Annotated in this window: 15 protein-coding genes; 5 read left to right on the forward strand and 10 right to left on the reverse strand. The window is 61.4% G+C overall.

Annotation, left to right across the window (positions count from 1 at the left end; all coding sequences use genetic code 11):
• Positions 1–58 precede the first annotated feature (58 nt).
• Positions 59–1,021 (forward strand): helix-turn-helix transcriptional regulator, encoded by a 963-nt coding sequence (locus tag ACZ5C3_RS13425; RefSeq protein WP_464038130.1) that lies wholly within the window; start codon positions 59–61, stop codon positions 1,019–1,021.
• A 65-nt stretch (positions 1,022–1,086) separates the two neighbouring features.
• Here the strand turns inward: ACZ5C3_RS13425 and ACZ5C3_RS13430 are convergent, their stop codons facing one another.
• From ACZ5C3_RS13430 to mdcA, 4 genes are all read right to left on the reverse strand, one after another.
• Positions 1,087–1,767: a hypothetical protein gene (locus ACZ5C3_RS13430; RefSeq protein WP_464038131.1), complete on the reverse strand. Its 681-nt coding sequence runs from the start codon at positions 1,765–1,767 to the stop codon at positions 1,087–1,089.
• 355 nt (positions 1,768–2,122) lie between these two features.
• Positions 2,123–2,902, reverse strand: a complete 780-nt coding sequence (locus ACZ5C3_RS13435; protein WP_464038132.1) for an alpha/beta fold hydrolase — start codon at positions 2,900–2,902, stop codon at positions 2,123–2,125.
• A 67-nt stretch (positions 2,903–2,969) separates the two neighbouring features.
• Positions 2,970–4,247 (reverse strand): malonyl-CoA decarboxylase, encoded by a 1,278-nt coding sequence (locus ACZ5C3_RS13440; protein WP_464038133.1) that lies wholly within the window; start codon positions 4,245–4,247, stop codon positions 2,970–2,972.
• Between the two features lie 10 nt (positions 4,248–4,257).
• Positions 4,258–5,913 carry a malonate decarboxylase subunit alpha gene (gene mdcA / locus ACZ5C3_RS13445; RefSeq protein WP_464038134.1) on the reverse strand — a complete coding sequence of 552 codons (1,656 nt, stop codon included), beginning with the start codon at positions 5,911–5,913 and terminating at the stop codon, positions 4,258–4,260.
• Positions 5,914–6,019: 106 nt separating this feature from the next.
• On the opposite strand from mdcA, the gene ACZ5C3_RS13450 reads away from it, so the two are divergent.
• Positions 6,020–6,880 carry a LysR substrate-binding domain-containing protein gene (locus tag ACZ5C3_RS13450; protein WP_464038135.1) on the forward strand — a complete coding sequence of 287 codons (861 nt, stop codon included), beginning with the start codon at positions 6,020–6,022 and terminating at the stop codon, positions 6,878–6,880.
• A gap of 20 nt (positions 6,881–6,900) precedes the next feature.
• Here the strand turns inward: ACZ5C3_RS13450 and ACZ5C3_RS13455 are convergent, their stop codons facing one another.
• Positions 6,901–7,872 carry a LysR family transcriptional regulator gene (locus ACZ5C3_RS13455; RefSeq protein ID WP_464044752.1) on the reverse strand — a complete coding sequence of 324 codons (972 nt, stop codon included), beginning with the start codon at positions 7,870–7,872 and terminating at the stop codon, positions 6,901–6,903.
• Between the two features lie 111 nt (positions 7,873–7,983).
• Between ACZ5C3_RS13455 and ACZ5C3_RS13460 the strand changes: the two genes are divergently transcribed.
• Positions 7,984–8,505: a hypothetical protein gene (locus tag ACZ5C3_RS13460; RefSeq protein WP_464038136.1), complete on the forward strand. Its 522-nt coding sequence runs from the start codon at positions 7,984–7,986 to the stop codon at positions 8,503–8,505.
• Between the two features lie 25 nt (positions 8,506–8,530).
• Here the strand turns inward: ACZ5C3_RS13460 and ctaD are convergent, their stop codons facing one another.
• The gene (gene ctaD, locus ACZ5C3_RS13465; RefSeq protein ID WP_464038137.1) at positions 8,531–10,138 is read right to left on the reverse strand and encodes a cytochrome c oxidase subunit I; all 1,608 of its coding nucleotides are present in this window, start codon (positions 10,136–10,138) and stop codon (positions 8,531–8,533) included.
• 382 nt (positions 10,139–10,520) lie between these two features.
• Between ctaD and ACZ5C3_RS13470 the strand changes: the two genes are divergently transcribed.
• Positions 10,521–10,649 carry a hypothetical protein gene (locus tag ACZ5C3_RS13470; protein ID WP_464038138.1) on the forward strand — a complete coding sequence of 43 codons (129 nt, stop codon included), beginning with the start codon at positions 10,521–10,523 and terminating at the stop codon, positions 10,647–10,649.
• 64 nt (positions 10,650–10,713) lie between these two features.
• On the opposite strand, the gene ACZ5C3_RS13475 is transcribed toward ACZ5C3_RS13470, so the two are convergent.
• The 4 genes from ACZ5C3_RS13475 to ACZ5C3_RS13490 form a co-directional block, all read right to left on the reverse strand.
• Complete coding sequence (locus ACZ5C3_RS13475) at positions 10,714–10,944, reverse strand: hypothetical protein (protein WP_464038139.1); 231 nt, start codon at positions 10,942–10,944, stop codon at positions 10,714–10,716.
• Positions 10,945–10,980: 36 nt separating this feature from the next.
• Entirely contained in the window at positions 10,981–11,277 is a 297-nt protein-coding gene (locus ACZ5C3_RS13480) for a hypothetical protein (protein WP_464038140.1), read from the reverse strand.
• A gap of 302 nt (positions 11,278–11,579) precedes the next feature.
• Positions 11,580–12,764, reverse strand: a complete 1,185-nt coding sequence (locus ACZ5C3_RS13485) for a polysaccharide deacetylase family protein (protein ID WP_464038141.1) — start codon at positions 12,762–12,764, stop codon at positions 11,580–11,582.
• A gap of 61 nt (positions 12,765–12,825) precedes the next feature.
• Positions 12,826–13,620 (reverse strand): polysaccharide deacetylase family protein, encoded by a 795-nt coding sequence (locus tag ACZ5C3_RS13490; protein WP_464038142.1) that lies wholly within the window; start codon positions 13,618–13,620, stop codon positions 12,826–12,828.
• 126 nt (positions 13,621–13,746) lie between these two features.
• On the opposite strand from ACZ5C3_RS13490, the gene mgtE reads away from it, so the two are divergent.
• Positions 13,747–15,177: a magnesium transporter gene (gene mgtE, locus ACZ5C3_RS13495; RefSeq protein WP_464038143.1), complete on the forward strand. Its 1,431-nt coding sequence runs from the start codon at positions 13,747–13,749 to the stop codon at positions 15,175–15,177.
• Positions 15,178–15,553 lie beyond the last annotated feature (376 nt).

The following is a 15,553-nucleotide window of genomic DNA, read 5'->3' on the forward strand; positions in this document are numbered from 1 at the left end:
CGAACCGTAAGCAGCTGGGCAATGATTAGAAGTCCAATCAGCTTAGGAGAGGCGCGCTTTGACCGCGGCGTCGGACCATTGCATTGACCTTGAGCGCTCGACCGATTCCGTCTCTTCCTGGACGGATTGCCTCGGTACCTATCTGACCGAACTTCACGTTGAAAACAGAGCCTTTAGCGCGCATCGCGGGCGGATACAGCATTTCGAATTGGGGCCCCTTCAGCTGAATTTTCTGTCGGCAACCTCGCAACATGTTTCGCACAGCGCGGCGATGGCCAACCGCAGTTCCAGTGATTACCTGCTCCTTCTTTTTGAAAAGGAAGCCGCGCAATTGCGGCACTACGGGCTTGAGATGAGTATTCCCGAGGGATGTTTCGTCCTGCTGGATAACCAACAGCCTTTTGAGCTATTGCGCGAAAACGGCGGCGTCACTATGGCGATGCGCCTCGAGGATGTGTGGTTGCGTCATTGGCTACCCCATCCAAAAGCGGCCGTCGCAAAGCCAATTGTTGCGGAGGACGGTTGGGGATCGTCGCTTGCTGCCACGTTACGAACGATAGCCAAGCACGGTTTGGCTGACGCGATCCTGCCACGTAGCGTCATCGCCGATCAGCTTGGGGCATTCCTGGCGTTGATGATCGGTAGCCATGAACAAGGTACCAGTCGGTATCAAAGTGAAGTGCTCGTGCGTATGAAGCGTTGTATGCAGGAACGGCTCGACGATCCCAATCTGGATCCAACCACTGTCGCGAATGCTATTGGCATCTCTAGGCGTCACTTGCACGGCCTGTTCGCGCAGGCCGGTCTTACCTTCGGCGCACTGCTGATCGATCTACGCCTAAAACGCGCCGCCGAGATGCTGCGTGATCGTCGCTTCAACGGATATCGCGCAGGCGATGTCGCCTGGACCTGTGGCTTCGCCAATGCGAGTCATTTCGCGCGCCGCTTTCGCGCGAAATATGGTGTGAGTCCCGTCAACTACCGCAAGGGCCTCGACACCGTTGAAACCATAGTCTTCTGATCGCGAATTCCCGTACGCGGCGAACATAGCTGCGCGTGTCGGCACGCGAACAGCCCGAAAGAAATCTACGGACGATGATCGGGCGCGGCAGGATCGTCAAAGTCGAAGCCTGTTCCAAGGCCTCCGCCCATACCGCCACCCATTCCCATTCCACCGCCTTTTCCACCGCCGCCTTGTCGTGTCTCTTTCTCCCCGCGGTCGCTTTTGCCGCGACCGCCGGAGTTCGAGGGGCGGGCAGGGCCCTGCAATGGAATCGTAAGGTCGGGTGGGATCGGATCGAGATCGAGCGCGTCGCGAATGAAGCCACGCAGCGAGACGACGAGTTCATGCACGTGGACCGGACGTCCAGCGACCAGCTCGCGCGCCGCGCGCTCGGCCAGGCGCACGTGTTCTTCCGTCCCCAGCAGAATGATATCGGACAGGGCAGCCTCGACTGCGTCGCGGATCCGTCGCCTGCGGTCTGATCCCTCAACACTCCCGTCGGTGAGATCCAGCGTTGCCGCGGCCTCGCTCTCGGCGACAGGCTCGCCAGCGCGGCGCAGATCGCGCAGATGCGTCGGATCGACAGTGAGATTGCCGGTGAACGAGCCGCCTAATGTTTTGTAAGCCGCGATCAGCGTGCGCAGCCGCTCGTTGATCTGGCGATTCATGCGTTCGCGGCGCTGCTGAATCGTGAACATCGCCAGCAGGCGGATGCTGACGCCGATGAGTGTGAACAGAGCGAGGCCAATCAGTGTCGCCAGCAAACTCTGCCACGACGTGAAATCAAGATTGTGCAGGGGAGCCTCCCTTGTCGGCGGCCGCGGAGCGGCGTTTCACGTGATCGATGAAGGCCCGTAGCTTTTGGCAGACCTGGCGCTTGCCGGGATGATAGACAAAGACGCCATTGACGCAAACGGCTCCGGCACATGCGTAAGTCCGCCGAGCGGCGACAATCGCTCGGGGACTTGCGCAAGGCCCGCGCTTTCGAGTGCTGCGCCAAGCAACGTGGGACAGTCGTTGGGAATGAGCGGTCCGATCCAGCAATCTCGATGGCGCGGGTGTCATTCGCTAACCGCCCTCAGGCTTGGGCTCTCAGGTTTGGGTCCTCAAGCTTGGTCGCTACGCTTGCTGTCCCGCGGCTTCGAGGATCAGCCGTGTGATCTCCTTGGGGTGCGAGATCAGTGAAAGATGGCTCGCTTTCACTTCGATGGTTTTGGCGCCCATCCGTTTGGCCATGAAACGCTCGAGGTCTGGATTGATCGTGCGGTCTTCGGTCGAAACAGCGTAGTAGCTCGGCTTTGACCGCCACGCAGCATTGGTCGTCTTGCCGGTGAGCAGCGCCTTCTGGAATGGCTGTTGGACCGCGTAGAGCACCTTGGCTTTCGCTTTCGGCAGGTCGCCAGCGAAATCGCGCAGGAAAGCCTCCTCTGAAAGTCGTCCTTCGTCACCGTCGAACACGATGCCGGCGCTCGCCGGAGGCGTCGGGTAGGTTTTGGCGAGCGCTGTGTAGTCCTCGCCGGCATCCGGCGCGCGGGCCGCCACATAAACCAGCGCCGATACGTTCGGATGGACCCCGGCCTCAGTGACGATCATGCCGGAGAAGGAATGGCCGACCAGAACCGTCGGACCGTCCTGCCGCGCCAGCACGCGCTCGGCGGCGGCGACCGCTTCGGGCAGTGTGGTCAGCGGATTTTGCACGGAAGTCGCGTTCAGGCCCGCAGCCTGCAACCGTGCAATCACCTCGGTCCAGCACGAACCATCGGCGAACAGCCCGTGCACCAGCACGACGTTGCGGGCCTTGGGCGGCTTGGCGTTGGCGGCCATGCCGCGCGTGGAGATCAGCGAGGCCGCTGCACCGGCGAGTACTGCGGTCGAAAAAGTACGTCTGCTCATCATCATGGTTTCTCTCCTTGGTTATGCGGGGTGGTGACGGTTGACCTCGATGGCGCAGAATGACGGCGTCGGCTCAATCTGATTTGTGCAAGAGGGCGTCGACATCGCCCGATCGGACAACAGTGCCGTCGCGTACGAAGGCCTCGTGGTTGTTCTCGATGCTGTCGTGGTCGTAGAGATAGTTGACCATGACGCCGAAGGACTCCTGGATGCCGCGCGGCGCGGTGTTGCCGAGCCAGTTGATCCGCTCGAGCCGCGCGCCGTTGCCGAGGTGAAAGCGCGCCACCGGATCGATGCGGCTGCCGGGTGAGGGGCGTTGCGTCAGATAGGTTGCAGCAAGCCGCATCAAATCAGCTCGTAGCGCCTCGCTCTGTGCCGGATCATTCCACCAACCGTCACGCGCAAGCTCCGGCTGCAGCGCGGCGCCTGAATTGCCTTCGCCAGAGAGCTGCTGCGTGAGCCAGCGTCGGAAACCCGGCACCGGGGAGAGCGTCGAGAACTGCTTCAAACGCGGAAACTCAGCTTGCAGCTCCTCGACCACCTGTTTGATCAGGAAATTGCCGAACGACACACCGCGCAGGCCTTCCTGACAGTTAGAGATCGAGTAGAAGATCGCGGTGTCGGCGCGTTCGGCCTCTGCCCTTGTCGCGTCTGCATCGACCTCCTGTGACAACAGCGGAGGCATGGAGGTCGCCAATCCCTCGACCAGTGCGACCTCGACGAAGATCAATGGCTCGCCGGGAAGCGCGGGGTGAAAGAAGGCGAAGCAGCGGCGGTCGGGCGCAAGGCGGCGCCGCAGATCGGCCCAGCCTTTGATCTCATGCACCGCCTCATAGGCGATCAGCTTCTCCAGCACTGCGGCGGGCGATTGCCAGTCGATCCGCCGCAGCTCGAGGAAGCCACGGTTGAACCACGACGCCAACAGATGCTTGAGGTCGGCGTCGAGCAGCTTCAGTCCCGGCTCGTCGCGCAGATGTGCGGTGATCTCGCGGCGCATCGCGATCAGCGCGCCCGTGCCGCCGGGCGCCATGTTCATTCGTCGCAACAACTCCTGCCGCGGGGGATCGGCGGCCTGCGCGAGGGCGGCCGCCGCCTCCGCGGAGGCATCGCCGAGATAACGTTCCGCCGCAGTACGCAGCGCGGTTTGGTCGGGTTGAAATCCTGTGGCCAAATAGCGGTGGAAGTCGTGCCGGTCGTTTGTATTGAGTTTGCGCAGCACGCCGTGCAGCTCGCGCGCAACCAAGGCGCCGGAGGCTTCGCCGCGCTCCGACAACAGAGTGATGGCGAGTTGCTTTGCGTGGTCGAGCGCAGGCGTCGTATTGTGCGAGGTGGATTGGTTAGCCAGGGTCATCGTTGCCTCCTTACGTATGGGAGAGGGCAGTCGCGGCATGCGGGCGGAATTTGGCGGGCGGCGCATAGAGCCCGCCAGAAGCCGTCACGAGTTCGTCGATGCTTTGGGCGGCGAGCTGATCGCGGGTCGCGGTTTGGACATCGATGCCGAGATCGGCAGGAAGCATGACGATGCCGCGGCGGCGCAGGCTTTCCGTCGCGTCCGGCGATTGCCGACGGCCGAACTCGGTGTCGCCAGCCACCGCACGCAATGCGGCTTCGCGCTCCTGCAGCGACCGGCAGCGCAGGAGATTGGCCACGCCGGTCTCGGTGATGACGTGGGTCAAGTCGTCGCCATAGATCATCACTGGCGGCAGCGCGAAGCCCGCAGAGGCGGCAAGATCGAACGCGTCCAGCCGTTCGACAAAGCTCGGCGCGCCATTGGGTTGATGGGTCTGCACCATCTGCACCACGAGCTTGCGTCCGCGCAGGTGGTCGCCAGCTTCCTCGCCGACGCGCAGCCAGGTCGGACTGTCGTGACGACGGCCGCGCGCATCTGCGCCCATGTTCGGCGCGCCGCCAAAGCCCGTGATCCGTCCCTTCGTGGCCGTCGAGCTGTTGCCCTGTGCGTCGATCTGCAGTGTCGCGCCAACGAACATGTCGCAGGCGTAATGTCCCGCGACCTGCGCCAGCGTGCGGTTCGACCGCAGGCTGCCGTCGGCACCGATCGGGAATATGTCGGAGTGCTTCGCGACGTAGCGCTCCATGCCAAGCTCGGAGCCGAAGCAATAGACGCCGTCGACAAAGCCGGCTTCGATGGCGGGGATCAGCGTTGGATGCGGGTTGAGTACGAAGTGGTTCGCGATCTTGCCCTTCAGTCCGCGCTTCGCGGCGAACGTCGGCAGGATCAGCTCAATCGCTGCGGTGGCGTAGCCGATGCCGTGGTTGAGCCGGCGCACCTGGTAGGGTTCATAGACTGCAGCGATCGCCATCATCGCCATCAGCACGTTCTCGTTTCTGATTTTGGCGGGGTCACGCGTGAACAGAGGCTCGATGGCATAGGGCTTTGGACCCGGTACGACGAAATCGACCCAGCCGCCGGGGATGTCGACGCGCGGCAGTTGATCGACGATCTCGTTGACCTGCGCCACGACAAGGCCGCCACGGAACGCTGCGGCTTCGGCGATGGTGGGCGTGTCTTCGGTATTTGGGCCGGTATAGAGGTTGCCGTCGCGATCGGCCTTGTCGGCGACGATCAGTGCCACGCGCGGCGTCAGGTCCACCAGCATCCGGGCATAGAGTTCGAGATAGGTGTGGATCGCGCCGATCTTCACGGAGCCGCTTCCGACCAGCTCGGCGAGCCTGCGGCTCTGCGGGCCGGCGAAGGCGAAATCCAGCCGGTTCGCAATGCCGCGCTCGAACACCGCGAGATGCTCGTCCAGCGCCAGCACCGACTGCACCATGTGCAGATCGTGCAGCCGCGCGGGATCGGCGTTCGCGAGCGCCGCGGCCAGAAAATCGGCCTGCTTCTGGTTGTCGCCCTCGATGGTGACGCGGTCACCCGGCATGATGATCGCTTCGAGCAACGCCGTCGCGCGATCGGGCGGGCAGATCTTCCCGTTCGCGATTGTGGCTGCGCGCGCCAGACGTTCGGTCCGGCCAGTGGTCTGCTGTGATGGATGGGACATGATGGGTTCCTTCGCTTGATCCTGTCTGCAGCGAAGGTAGGCGCCAATGATTGATTATAGAAACGATGCTTTATAATATCATTGATCGTAAATATGGATCAATCACATGCTCGATTTCGAACTGTTGCGCGCCTTCGTTGCCGTCGCCGAATACGGCGGTTTCCACCGTGCCGCCGAGCGGCTCAACCTGACGCAGTCGACCATCAGCCAGCAGATCAAACGGCTGGAGCTGGAGACGAAACGTCCGCTGTTCCGGCGCACGACCCGCAGCGTCGCGCTCACCGACGACGGCGAGATGCTGCTCGGTGATGCCCGCCGTCTGCTGCAGCTCGAGGAGGCCGCGCGTCATCGTCTGGCGGCGCCGCGTCTGTCCGGCATGGTGCGTCTCGGCGTGGTCGAGGAAGTTGCCGGCGGCTCGTTGCCGTCGGCGCTCGGCCGCTTCGCCGCGCTGCATCCGGGCGTGAAGCTCGAGGTGCAGATCGGCGTCAGCGCGGAGTTGATCGAGCAACTCAACAAGGGACGGCTCGACGTCGTGTTCGCCAAGCGTCCGCTCGGCACCACGCGCGGACGTCTGGTGTGGCGCGAGCCCTTGGTTTGGGCGGCGGCCGAGACCTTCGATCTTGCCCCTGGGGCGATGCTGCCGCTTGCGCTTTATCGCGAAAAATCCGTCTCACGCGAGGCAGCGCTTGCCGCGCTCGACAGCGGCGAGCGGAGCTGGGAGATCGTCTATACCAGCCCCAGCCTGACGGGCGTACGCGCGGCGGCTCTCGCGGGGCTGGCGATCACGCCGCTTCCGGCCAGCGCGATCATCTCCGGCTTGCGCATTATGGGATTGGAAGAGGGGCTACCGCGTCTTCCCGATCTTGAATTCGCAATCTACGAGAAGGGCCGGCCTGAAAAGGCGGCCACGGCACTCGCCGCAGCTCTGCTTGCGCTTGGGCAATCACCGGCGCGCCCGACGATTTGACAGAGCATGTGTGTGAAACATCAACCTCTTTTGCGCGGTCTTCCCAGCTTCTCATCGACCTGAAGACGGACTCTCTCATCGGCAGCGGAATGACTTTTCACATGATCGATGAAGGCGCGCAGCTTTGGCAGAACCTGACGCTTGCCGGGATGGTAGAGAAAGACACCTGGCACCATTGACGCGAACGGCTCCAGCACGTGCACCAGTCTCCCGGCGGTCACATGTTCGGCGGCGATCGGCTCGGGGACTTGTGCAAGGCCTACGCCTTCGAGAGCTGCGCCGAGCACGGTGGGAAAGTCGTTGGCAATGAGAGGCCCCGATACGGCAAGCTCGATGGCGTGTCCGTTGTCGTTGAGTGACCACAGCGCGAGCGCGCCGTTGGAACGGCGCCATCTCACGCACGCGTGCTGGCGCAAATCATCCGGCTGCTCGGGCCGGCTATTCCGGTCGAAATAGGCGGGGCTACCGACAATGATGAAGCGAAACGGCGGCGTCAGCCGCACCGCGATCATGTCGGCGGCGATGAACTGGCCCATCCGGACACCGGCATCGAATCCTTCGGCCGCGATGTCGATCAACTCCTCGCTCGCCGCGATCTCGACCTCGACTTCGGGATAAGCCTGGCAGAAGGAGGCGATCAGCGGTTCCAGCAGGATCGGCACCACGGCGCGCGGCACCGAAAGGCGCAACAGTCCGGAGGGACGCTGTCCGAGTTCACGGGCGACTTCGCTTGCGGCGATGAGCTCCTCGAAGGCGGGTTTGGCGCGCGACAGGAAACGTTCGCCGGCTTCGGTCAGGCCCACACTGCGTGTTGTGCGGATGAAGAGCGCCGCACCCACGCGGGACTCCAGCACGCGTATCGCCTGACTAATCGCTGAGGGCGTGACGCCAAGTTCCGCGGCGGCCCTGCGGAAGCTGCGGTGCTCGGCAACGCGCAGGAACGCCTCCACGCCGTCGAGCGCGCCTTGCCGGACTGTGAAGTTCTGCTTCATGGCACGTCGACATTATCGCGAATAGTCGCTCACAGGAAGCTGCCGTATCTGGAGGGGCAACATCATCACTGTGTTCGCCGCCACGGCGATCAACGCACGATAGGAGGTCATATGTCGCCGGAAATCCTGTTCCAGACACATCTCGTGCTGGGTTACGTCGTGTGGCTGCTTTGCTTCGGTACGTACATCTGGCCGTGGCTCAAAATGATGGACCACATCGAAGCGCAACGCGCCATTGCCACGCTGCACAGCTTTCGCTTCTTCGGGCTCGTCTTCATCCTCCCGGGCGTCGTCGGCCCGAATCTGCCCGCTCAGTTCGCCCAGTTCGCCGCCTACTGGGATTTCGCGACCGGCGTGTTGGCCATGCTGGCGCTTGTCACGATCAGGATACGGCCGCTGTTCTGGCTGCTCGTCGTCGCCTTCAACCTCGTCGGGGTCGTCGACTTTATCCTCGATTACTACCACGCTGTGCAGGTAGGCCTTCCCGCGAAAGCCGGGGAATTAGGCGCTGCCTACGCGATCCCGATCATCGTCGTGCCGGTGCTGATGATCACGCATCTCACCGCATTCTATTTGTTGGTGCGTCATCAGTTTAAGGCGGGGCGGGCGCTTGTGGGCGCGGCCGCATCTTAGATCGAACACGGTCTCGCTCGCTGGATTACCGAATCCGAGGGAGAACCTCGAATTGATGAAATGGCGGCGGCGAAGGCAGCGTCCATTCGAGCGTCGTCTCACCTGGGCCCCATGGATTGCCTGCAGCCCTTGATTTGCGGACAAAGGCGTAAACGAGCCCCCAAAAGAAAACGACGAGACCCGCGGCGGAAATATATGAGCCGATCGAAGAAACCAGATTAAACCCTGCGAACGCATCAGGATAATCCACAATGCGGCGCGGCATTCCCGACAGACCGAGGAAATGCATCGGAAAGAATGCAAGGTTGACGCCGATAAAGGTTAGCCAGAAGTGCAGCTTGGCCAGGGGCGCGGAATACATGTAACCCGTGAATTTCGGAAACCAGTAGTACCAGCCGGCAAAGATCGAGAAGACAGCGCCGAGCGACAGCACATAGTGGAAATGTGCGACGACGTAATAGGTGTCCTGCACGACGCGGTCCATTCCCGCATTGGCCAGCACGACGCCGGTGACACCGCCGATCGTGAACACGAAGATGAACCCGATCGCCCACAGCATAGGCGGTTCGAACGTCACCGAACCACCCCACATCGTGGCGATCCAGGAAAAGATCTTCACGCCGGTCGGTATCGCAATCACCATGCTGGCTGCAACAAAGTAGGCTTGGGCGTCGGCGCTCATGCCAACGGTGTACATGTGGTGCGCCCAGACGACGAAGCCGATGAACCCGATCGCAACGATCGCATAAGCCATGCCGAGATAGCCGAACACCGGCTTGCGGGAGAAGGTCGACACGATCTGACTGATCATGCCGAAGCCCGGCAATATCATGATGTAGACTTCAGGGTGACCGAAGAACCAGAAGAGGTGCTGATACAGCACCGGGTCGCCGCCACCTTCCGGAGCGAAGAATGTCGTTCCGAAATTTCGATCGGTGAGCAGCATCGTAATTCCACCGGCGAGCACGGGCAGCGACAACAACAAGAGAAATGCTGTCACCAGCACCGACCACGCGAACAGGGGCATCTTGTGCATCGTCATGCCAGGGGCGCGCATGTTGAAGATCGTGGTGATGAAATTGATTGCGCCGAGTATCGAAGACGCGCCGGCCAGGTGGAGCGACAGGATGACGAAGTCGACCGACGGGCCAGGGTGCCCGGATGTCGATAGAGGTGGGTAGAGTGTCCAGCCGGTCCCAGATCCCGGCGAGCCCGGCTCTCCCTCGACAAATGCCGAGAGGATGAGCAACGCAAATGACGCCGTCAGCAGCCAGAACGAGACGTTGTTCATGCGTGGGAAGGCCATGTCCGGTGCACCGATCATCAGCGGCAGCATCCAGTTGCCGAAGCCGCCCATCATCGCCGGCATGAGCGTGAAGAAGATCATGATCAGGCCGTGGCTGGTCACGAAGACGTTGTAGGTATGATTGTTCGTAAAGATCTGCAGGCCGGGTTCCTGCAGCTCGGCCCGGATCGCCACCGAGAGGATCCCGCCGATCAACCCCGCGCACATCGCAAACACGAAATACATCGTGCCGATGTCCTTGTGATTGGTTGACAGAACGTAGCGACGCCAGCCAGTCGGATGGTCGTGTGCGTGCGGATGGGAAGGGATCTCTTGTACAATTGGCATTTCGTCTCCTTGAGCTCAAGATCCTGAGTCAGGACGAATTCAGCTGCCTCCCCGTTTCAAGCTAGCAAACGGATCTCCATCGCTCCATAAGGCAAAAGGATTGCTGAACGGATCGAGTTTGCGTTGCCGCGGCGGGCGAGTTGCTCCTGCGGTACGTGCAGTTGTGCGAAGAGCCCGGCACATTTCGCGCTGCAGCCAGGGCGCTCGCCGGCTTCCTACGGGCGACCGCAATGATGTTGCGGTTCGGTCGCGGCTAGGCAGGCCGGGCTTCCACCCAATGACGAGTGTCGCGCCGGCGACCATATGCCGTTCCCGATAAACTCCTGGAACTTTTGCGGCGAGACTGTGTTTCTGGTCAGGCAAGGCTTGTTTGGAGGCTGCAATGGCTGACCACTGGCTTCATACGCGCGACCCGATAACCGACGATGAAGGTGCCTATGGCACAGGATGGGCGATCGGCTTGGCGATCGTATCAGCCGCTGTATTATTGCTCTGGCACTTTAACGTCTGATCATCCGCCCCCAATAGGTTCATGCCGTCTTCGGGGGTATTGCCGCGGATGTGGGCATGACTTGCTATTTGGGCTTCGTATCGCTGGTGGGCTTTGTGTCGCCGTCCTCGATCTTGCCGCCGCTCTCGACGCACTTCTTGAAATAATCCCGCTGGGCGGCGCCCGTGCCTTGCGCGCTGCCTGCCGCCGGATTGCCAACCACGCGCGGCGGAAATTTCTTTGCGAGAAGGGCGTTGCACGTCTTCGCGACGTCAGCCGTCACGGCGAATGCATCGCTCGCGCTAAGCACGAACATCAAGCATATCGCTGCCCGCAGCGCATGCATCACGACTTACCAGCCACGGCCAAAGTACGGCAGCAGATTCATGTCTCTGTCGCAGTAGTGATAGCAAGGCGGTGGAGGCGGATAAGGACGATAGCCGTCGTAAGGCAGCGTCGCAGTGCGGTAATAGCGATGGCCATAGTGCCGGTGGTAGCGACGATGCCGCGCGCTGATGTCGGTGGTGCTCGCCTTGTCTGGACTTTCGATCCGTAGCGTCGCTTGTTCTGCTGAAGCCTGCTTCACCTGAGCGAATGTGCCGACGGTAAGTGCCGTCACTATTGCCGCCGTGCCGACCAACAACCTCATTTCACTGCCCCTCATTCAGACTGAAAAGAGATAATCTGAACTAGTGTCTCGATTCCGAAGTTCGCATCATTGCGCGGCGCCTTCGTTTGCGAACTTCGGAATCGAAGGACACTAGCGAGTTATTTGATCTAGTATGGCTTTGGTTCAGAAGTCCGCATTCCAGACTCGCCGCACAAATCACGCGGACTTCTGAACCGCCATACTAGTGTAGGGGCGCGTAATCGATTTCGCCAAGCGAATTCCGATGACGCGAGGGCTTGATCCCAAGCGTCCTTGCGTGCCGTTCGCGTTGCGAGCCGCCGTTATCGCAACTGGCCAGACGGTATGTCCGTGCGGGCGCCTGTTTTGACCGGACCAGGACGGAAGGTCATGTCCCCGGCGGTGACCGGCCAGCTGCCGGGCAATGGTGTATGCGCCGCATTTTTCGGCGCTGGACCAGGCCGGCGCATGGCTCCGATTTCCCGATTGATCTGGAAGGGACCTTTCGCGGGCATCAACACCGCAACCGCAGATGCGCGCGGACGTCGTGGCCGTTGCGCCAGCCAGACGGATCGGGCTGAGCGTGATCCGCTTACCGGGTTTTCGGTTTCACCGAAGACGAATTTGGCCGCAGGTGCAGAAGTCTTTGCATTCGCGACTGCGCCGTGGATCCAGTGCGGCACCCATTGCGCGGGATCGGTGGCGGTCTTGGGCTGCGCCGGCGTTGCCGCGACCACATGGACAATGCGGTAGCCGCGCGTCTTCAACTCGCGCAGGATCACTGGTAGCGCAGCCTGGGTTCTCGCCTGAATGTCGTGCAGCAACAGAATGCCTTTGCCTTTGGCTTCCAGCCGCGACAGCGCATAGTGGACGACTTGTGCCGAGGTGATGTGCCGCCAGTCATCGGCGGGGAAATCCGCACTCCACGTCATGATGCCGCGCTTGCCGAGGTAGGCCTCGACCGCGTTACCGCGCCGCAAGCCGGGGACTCGGAAGAACGGTGAGATCTTCGCCGGATCGCCGAGAGCGTTGCCGACGTTGGTAATCGCGTCCTCGATTTCCGAACTCATGCGGTCCGGCGGCAGGTCACCGAAGTGAAGGGGATGGTTCTGGCTGTGGGTGCCGATGGAGTGTCCGGCATCGTAAACGCGGCGGACGTCTTGCGGATAAACCTGGGCCATGCGGCCCACCATGAAGAACGTCGCTTTGATGCACTGTGCGGCCAGGATGTCGAGGATCGGATTGGTGTGAGCCGGGAGCGGGCCGTCATCGAAGGTCAGAACGACCTCGTGATCGTTCAGCGGCAGCGTCTCGTTGTACTGCATGGTCCCGATACGGGTGTGCTCTGTCGGGTCGACCACGATGGTGCGCGACGTGCCGAGCGCATCCGGGTGGCCGGGACAATCGGCAGCCGGTGCCTGTGCCCGCGCGGGGTCGAGGCAGGCGGATGCGATCAAACAACCCAGCAGAAGGAGAGAGGATTGTTTTAGCGTTGATCTTCGGTTCATCAGAGGAAAACCATCGTGGCAAGAGGCCATCGTTTTTATCGCCATGCCTATGAATAGCGGCTTAATTGCGTAAGGAACTACCGGTGGTCACAGGGCTTTTGGCCGTCTGTGTGGCCACAATGTGGACGACCTTGTAGTCGTTGCGCTTCAGGTATTGCAGGAATGCCGGGAGCATCTTGGCGGTCTGGACCTTGGTGTCGTGGAGCAGGATGATGCCCCCGCCTGCGTTATCGAGGCGTTCGGTGAGCAATTTGAGCTGCTGCTCGGGCGTCATGGGATTCCAGTCGCTGGCCCATAGATCCGCTCCGAACACTGCAATTCCGCGTGATTGAAGGTTTGCCAGCAGCGCGGGCGTCGAGGCAAAGCCGGGGAAGCGGAAGAAAGGTGTCGAGAGAGTGCTGCTCACCTTGCCGTGAAGAGCCGTCTCGTCCGCGGCAAAGCCGCGGTCGATTTCCTCGATCGCTTCACGCTCGCTGATCCGGTCGAGAATCCGGTGCGACCATGTGTGATGGCCGATGCTATGGCCCTCGGCGGCGATCCTCCGGACCATGACCGGATTGGCCTCGGCGCTCTTGCCGATCAGGAAAAACGTGGCCTGCACGCATTCGGCGGCAAGGGCTGTGAGCACCTTCGATGTGGTCGGCGGGAAGGGGCCGTCGTCAAACGTGAGCACCACTTCCTTGTCGGCGAGCGGCAACGTCTGCGGGAAGCTCTTGAGACCCACGCGAGGCGTGGTCTGCGGGTCCACGGCCAGCACACGCGAGGTGCCGAGAGCATCTTTTCGGGGGCATTCGGCAGCGTGGGCCGCAGTTGTGCAGACAACGAGCGCCAGCAGCACAGACTTCAGTGGGAGCATCGTGAGTTTTCCGGGCGCTGTTTGCGCGCATCGCACATTTAGCATTGCGTTCTGCACAGTCGATTGGGTAATGCCTGATAAGCACAGCAAATCAGTAAATCTTCTTCAACCCCGCGAGGCCCCGGCATGGCCGACGATCAAGACCTCGCCGAGTTAGAGCACACGGTTCACGATTCCGTGCTCGACCGGTATCCGATGCGGGATGAGGATGGAGAAATCCGCCCCCGTTTTGTCGGGATGATTGCGGATGCGGTTCAGCGCGGCGATGCCGACTTCCTCTGCAAGATCGTCGGCGAGCTTCACGAGGCCGACCTTGGCAACCTGATCGAGGCGCTGGAGCCGGACCTGCGGCCGCGGCTGGTGGAATTGACCAGCACGGACTTCGACTTCTCGGCATTGAACGAAGTCGATGACACCGTTCGCGAAGAAATCCTTGAAGAGCTTGAGCCGGAAACGGTCGCGGAAGGTGTCCGTGAACTGGAATCCGACGACGCCGTCGAACTGCTTCAGGACCTCGACGAAGAGGACCAGGAGGAGATCCTCGAAAAGCTGCCGCTGTCCGAGCGCGTCACGCTGGAGCGCAGCCTCAAATATCCGGACAATTCCGCGGGTCGCCGGATGCAGACGGAGTTCATCTCCGTTCCGCCGGATTGGACGGCGCTGCAGGCGATCGAATACATGCGTGATACGTCGGATCTGCCGGATCGCTTCTACGAAATCTACGTGGTGGACTACGCACAGCATCTGCTCGGCGCGGTGCCGCTTGATGCGCTGTTGCGGGCGCACCGGCCGGTGCCGGTCACCAAGCTGATCGACGAAGACCGACGGCGCGTATCGGTGCTCGAAGATCAGGCCGAAGTCGCGCGCATGTTCGGCAAGTACAACCTTGTCGCAGCACCGGTGGTGGATACCCATGACCGCCTCGTCGGCGTGATTACCATCGACGACGTGGTGGACGTCATCGAGGAAGAGGCCGAAGAAGACATCAAGGCGTTGGGCGGTGTCGGCCGCGACGAAGAACTCTCGGACTCCGTGTGGACGACCGCCAAGAGCCGCTTCAACTGGCTGTTGGTAAATCTCGCGACCGCGTTTCTTGCGTCCGCTGTCCTTGGACTATTCGAAGGTCAGCTCGAGAAGATGGTCGCGCTCGCTGTGCTCGCGCCGATCGTGGCGAGCCAGGGCGGCAATGCTGCGACCCAGACCATGACGGTCGCCGTTCGCGCACTCGCGACGCGTGAACTCGGCGCGAGTAACGCATGGCGGGTGATCATGCGTGAGGGCCTTGTTGGCTTCGTCAATGGATTGGCCTTCGCTGTAATTACAGGTGTCGCTGCCGCCGCGTGGTTCCAGATTCCCGGCCTCGGCATCGTCATTGGGCTCGCCATGATGTGTAATCTCGTTGCCGGTGCGCTCGGCGGCATTCTCATTCCGATGGCGCTCGAGCGGTTGAAAGCCGATCCTGCTGTTGCTTCGGGCACCTTTGTCACGACGGTCACGGACGTCGTCGGCTTCTTTGCATTCCTTGGCATTGCGACGCTGTGGTTCGGCCTTAAATAGCGAGGCCCGCTCGGTTGTAGAGCGGCATCGTTACAATTAACTCTAAAAATCGTCACATTTTCGTCGCATTGCGGCCCGTTCCCTCCTGTGGAACAGGGCTCTCGCCGGTTCGTCGATGCGCTTTTCCCGACGATCCTGACTTTCAGCCTCCGCGATGCATGCACGCACTGACGTGCTGAGACATCCAGCTGATTTTTCACTTGGAGTACAAAAATTGGGACGAATATTTTGCGCCGTAGTGGCGACGTGTGTGCTTTGTTCTGTTGCGGAAGCCCGCACGCGCGCACCAGCTATTTCTCCGGAATGCAATATTACAATGCCGTGCATTGGCGTCGGTCTCGGAACCGAAGCTCAACCTAAAATACGACACGCATCA

The organism is Afipia dichlorophenoxyacetatis, assembly GCF_055386385.1.

Coding starts and splice junctions, on each gene's coding strand:
- ACZ5C3_RS13450 (WP_464038135.1), top strand. CDS start 6,020: ATGCTCGATTTCGAACTGTTGCGCGCCTTCGTTGCCGTCGCCGAATAC.
- ACZ5C3_RS13440 (WP_464038133.1), bottom strand. CDS start 4,247: ATGACCCTGGCTAACCAATCCACCTCGCACAATACGACGCCTGCGCTC.
- mgtE (WP_464038143.1), top strand. CDS start 13,747: ATGGCCGACGATCAAGACCTCGCCGAGTTAGAGCACACGGTTCACGAT.
- ACZ5C3_RS13475 (WP_464038139.1), bottom strand. CDS start 10,944: ATGTTCGTGCTTAGCGCGAGCGATGCATTCGCCGTGACGGCTGACGTC.
- ACZ5C3_RS13435 (WP_464038132.1), bottom strand. CDS start 2,902: ATGATGATGAGCAGACGTACTTTTTCGACCGCAGTACTCGCCGGTGCA.
- ACZ5C3_RS13470 (WP_464038138.1), top strand. CDS start 10,521: ATGGCTGACCACTGGCTTCATACGCGCGACCCGATAACCGACGATGAA.
- ACZ5C3_RS13480 (WP_464038140.1), bottom strand. CDS start 11,277: ATGAGGTTGTTGGTCGGCACGGCGGCAATAGTGACGGCACTTACCGTC.
- ACZ5C3_RS13460 (WP_464038136.1), top strand. CDS start 7,984: ATGTCGCCGGAAATCCTGTTCCAGACACATCTCGTGCTGGGTTACGTC.
- ACZ5C3_RS13485 (WP_464038141.1), bottom strand. CDS start 12,764: ATGAACCGAAGATCAACGCTAAAACAATCCTCTCTCCTTCTGCTGGGT.
- mdcA (WP_464038134.1), bottom strand. CDS start 5,913: ATGTCCCATCCATCACAGCAGACCACTGGCCGGACCGAACGTCTGGCG.
- ACZ5C3_RS13455 (WP_464044752.1), bottom strand. CDS start 7,872: ATGAAGCAGAACTTCACAGTCCGGCAAGGCGCGCTCGACGGCGTGGAG.
- ctaD (WP_464038137.1), bottom strand. CDS start 10,138: ATGCCAATTGTACAAGAGATCCCTTCCCATCCGCACGCACACGACCAT.
- ACZ5C3_RS13490 (WP_464038142.1), bottom strand. CDS start 13,620: ATGCTCCCACTGAAGTCTGTGCTGCTGGCGCTCGTTGTCTGCACAACT.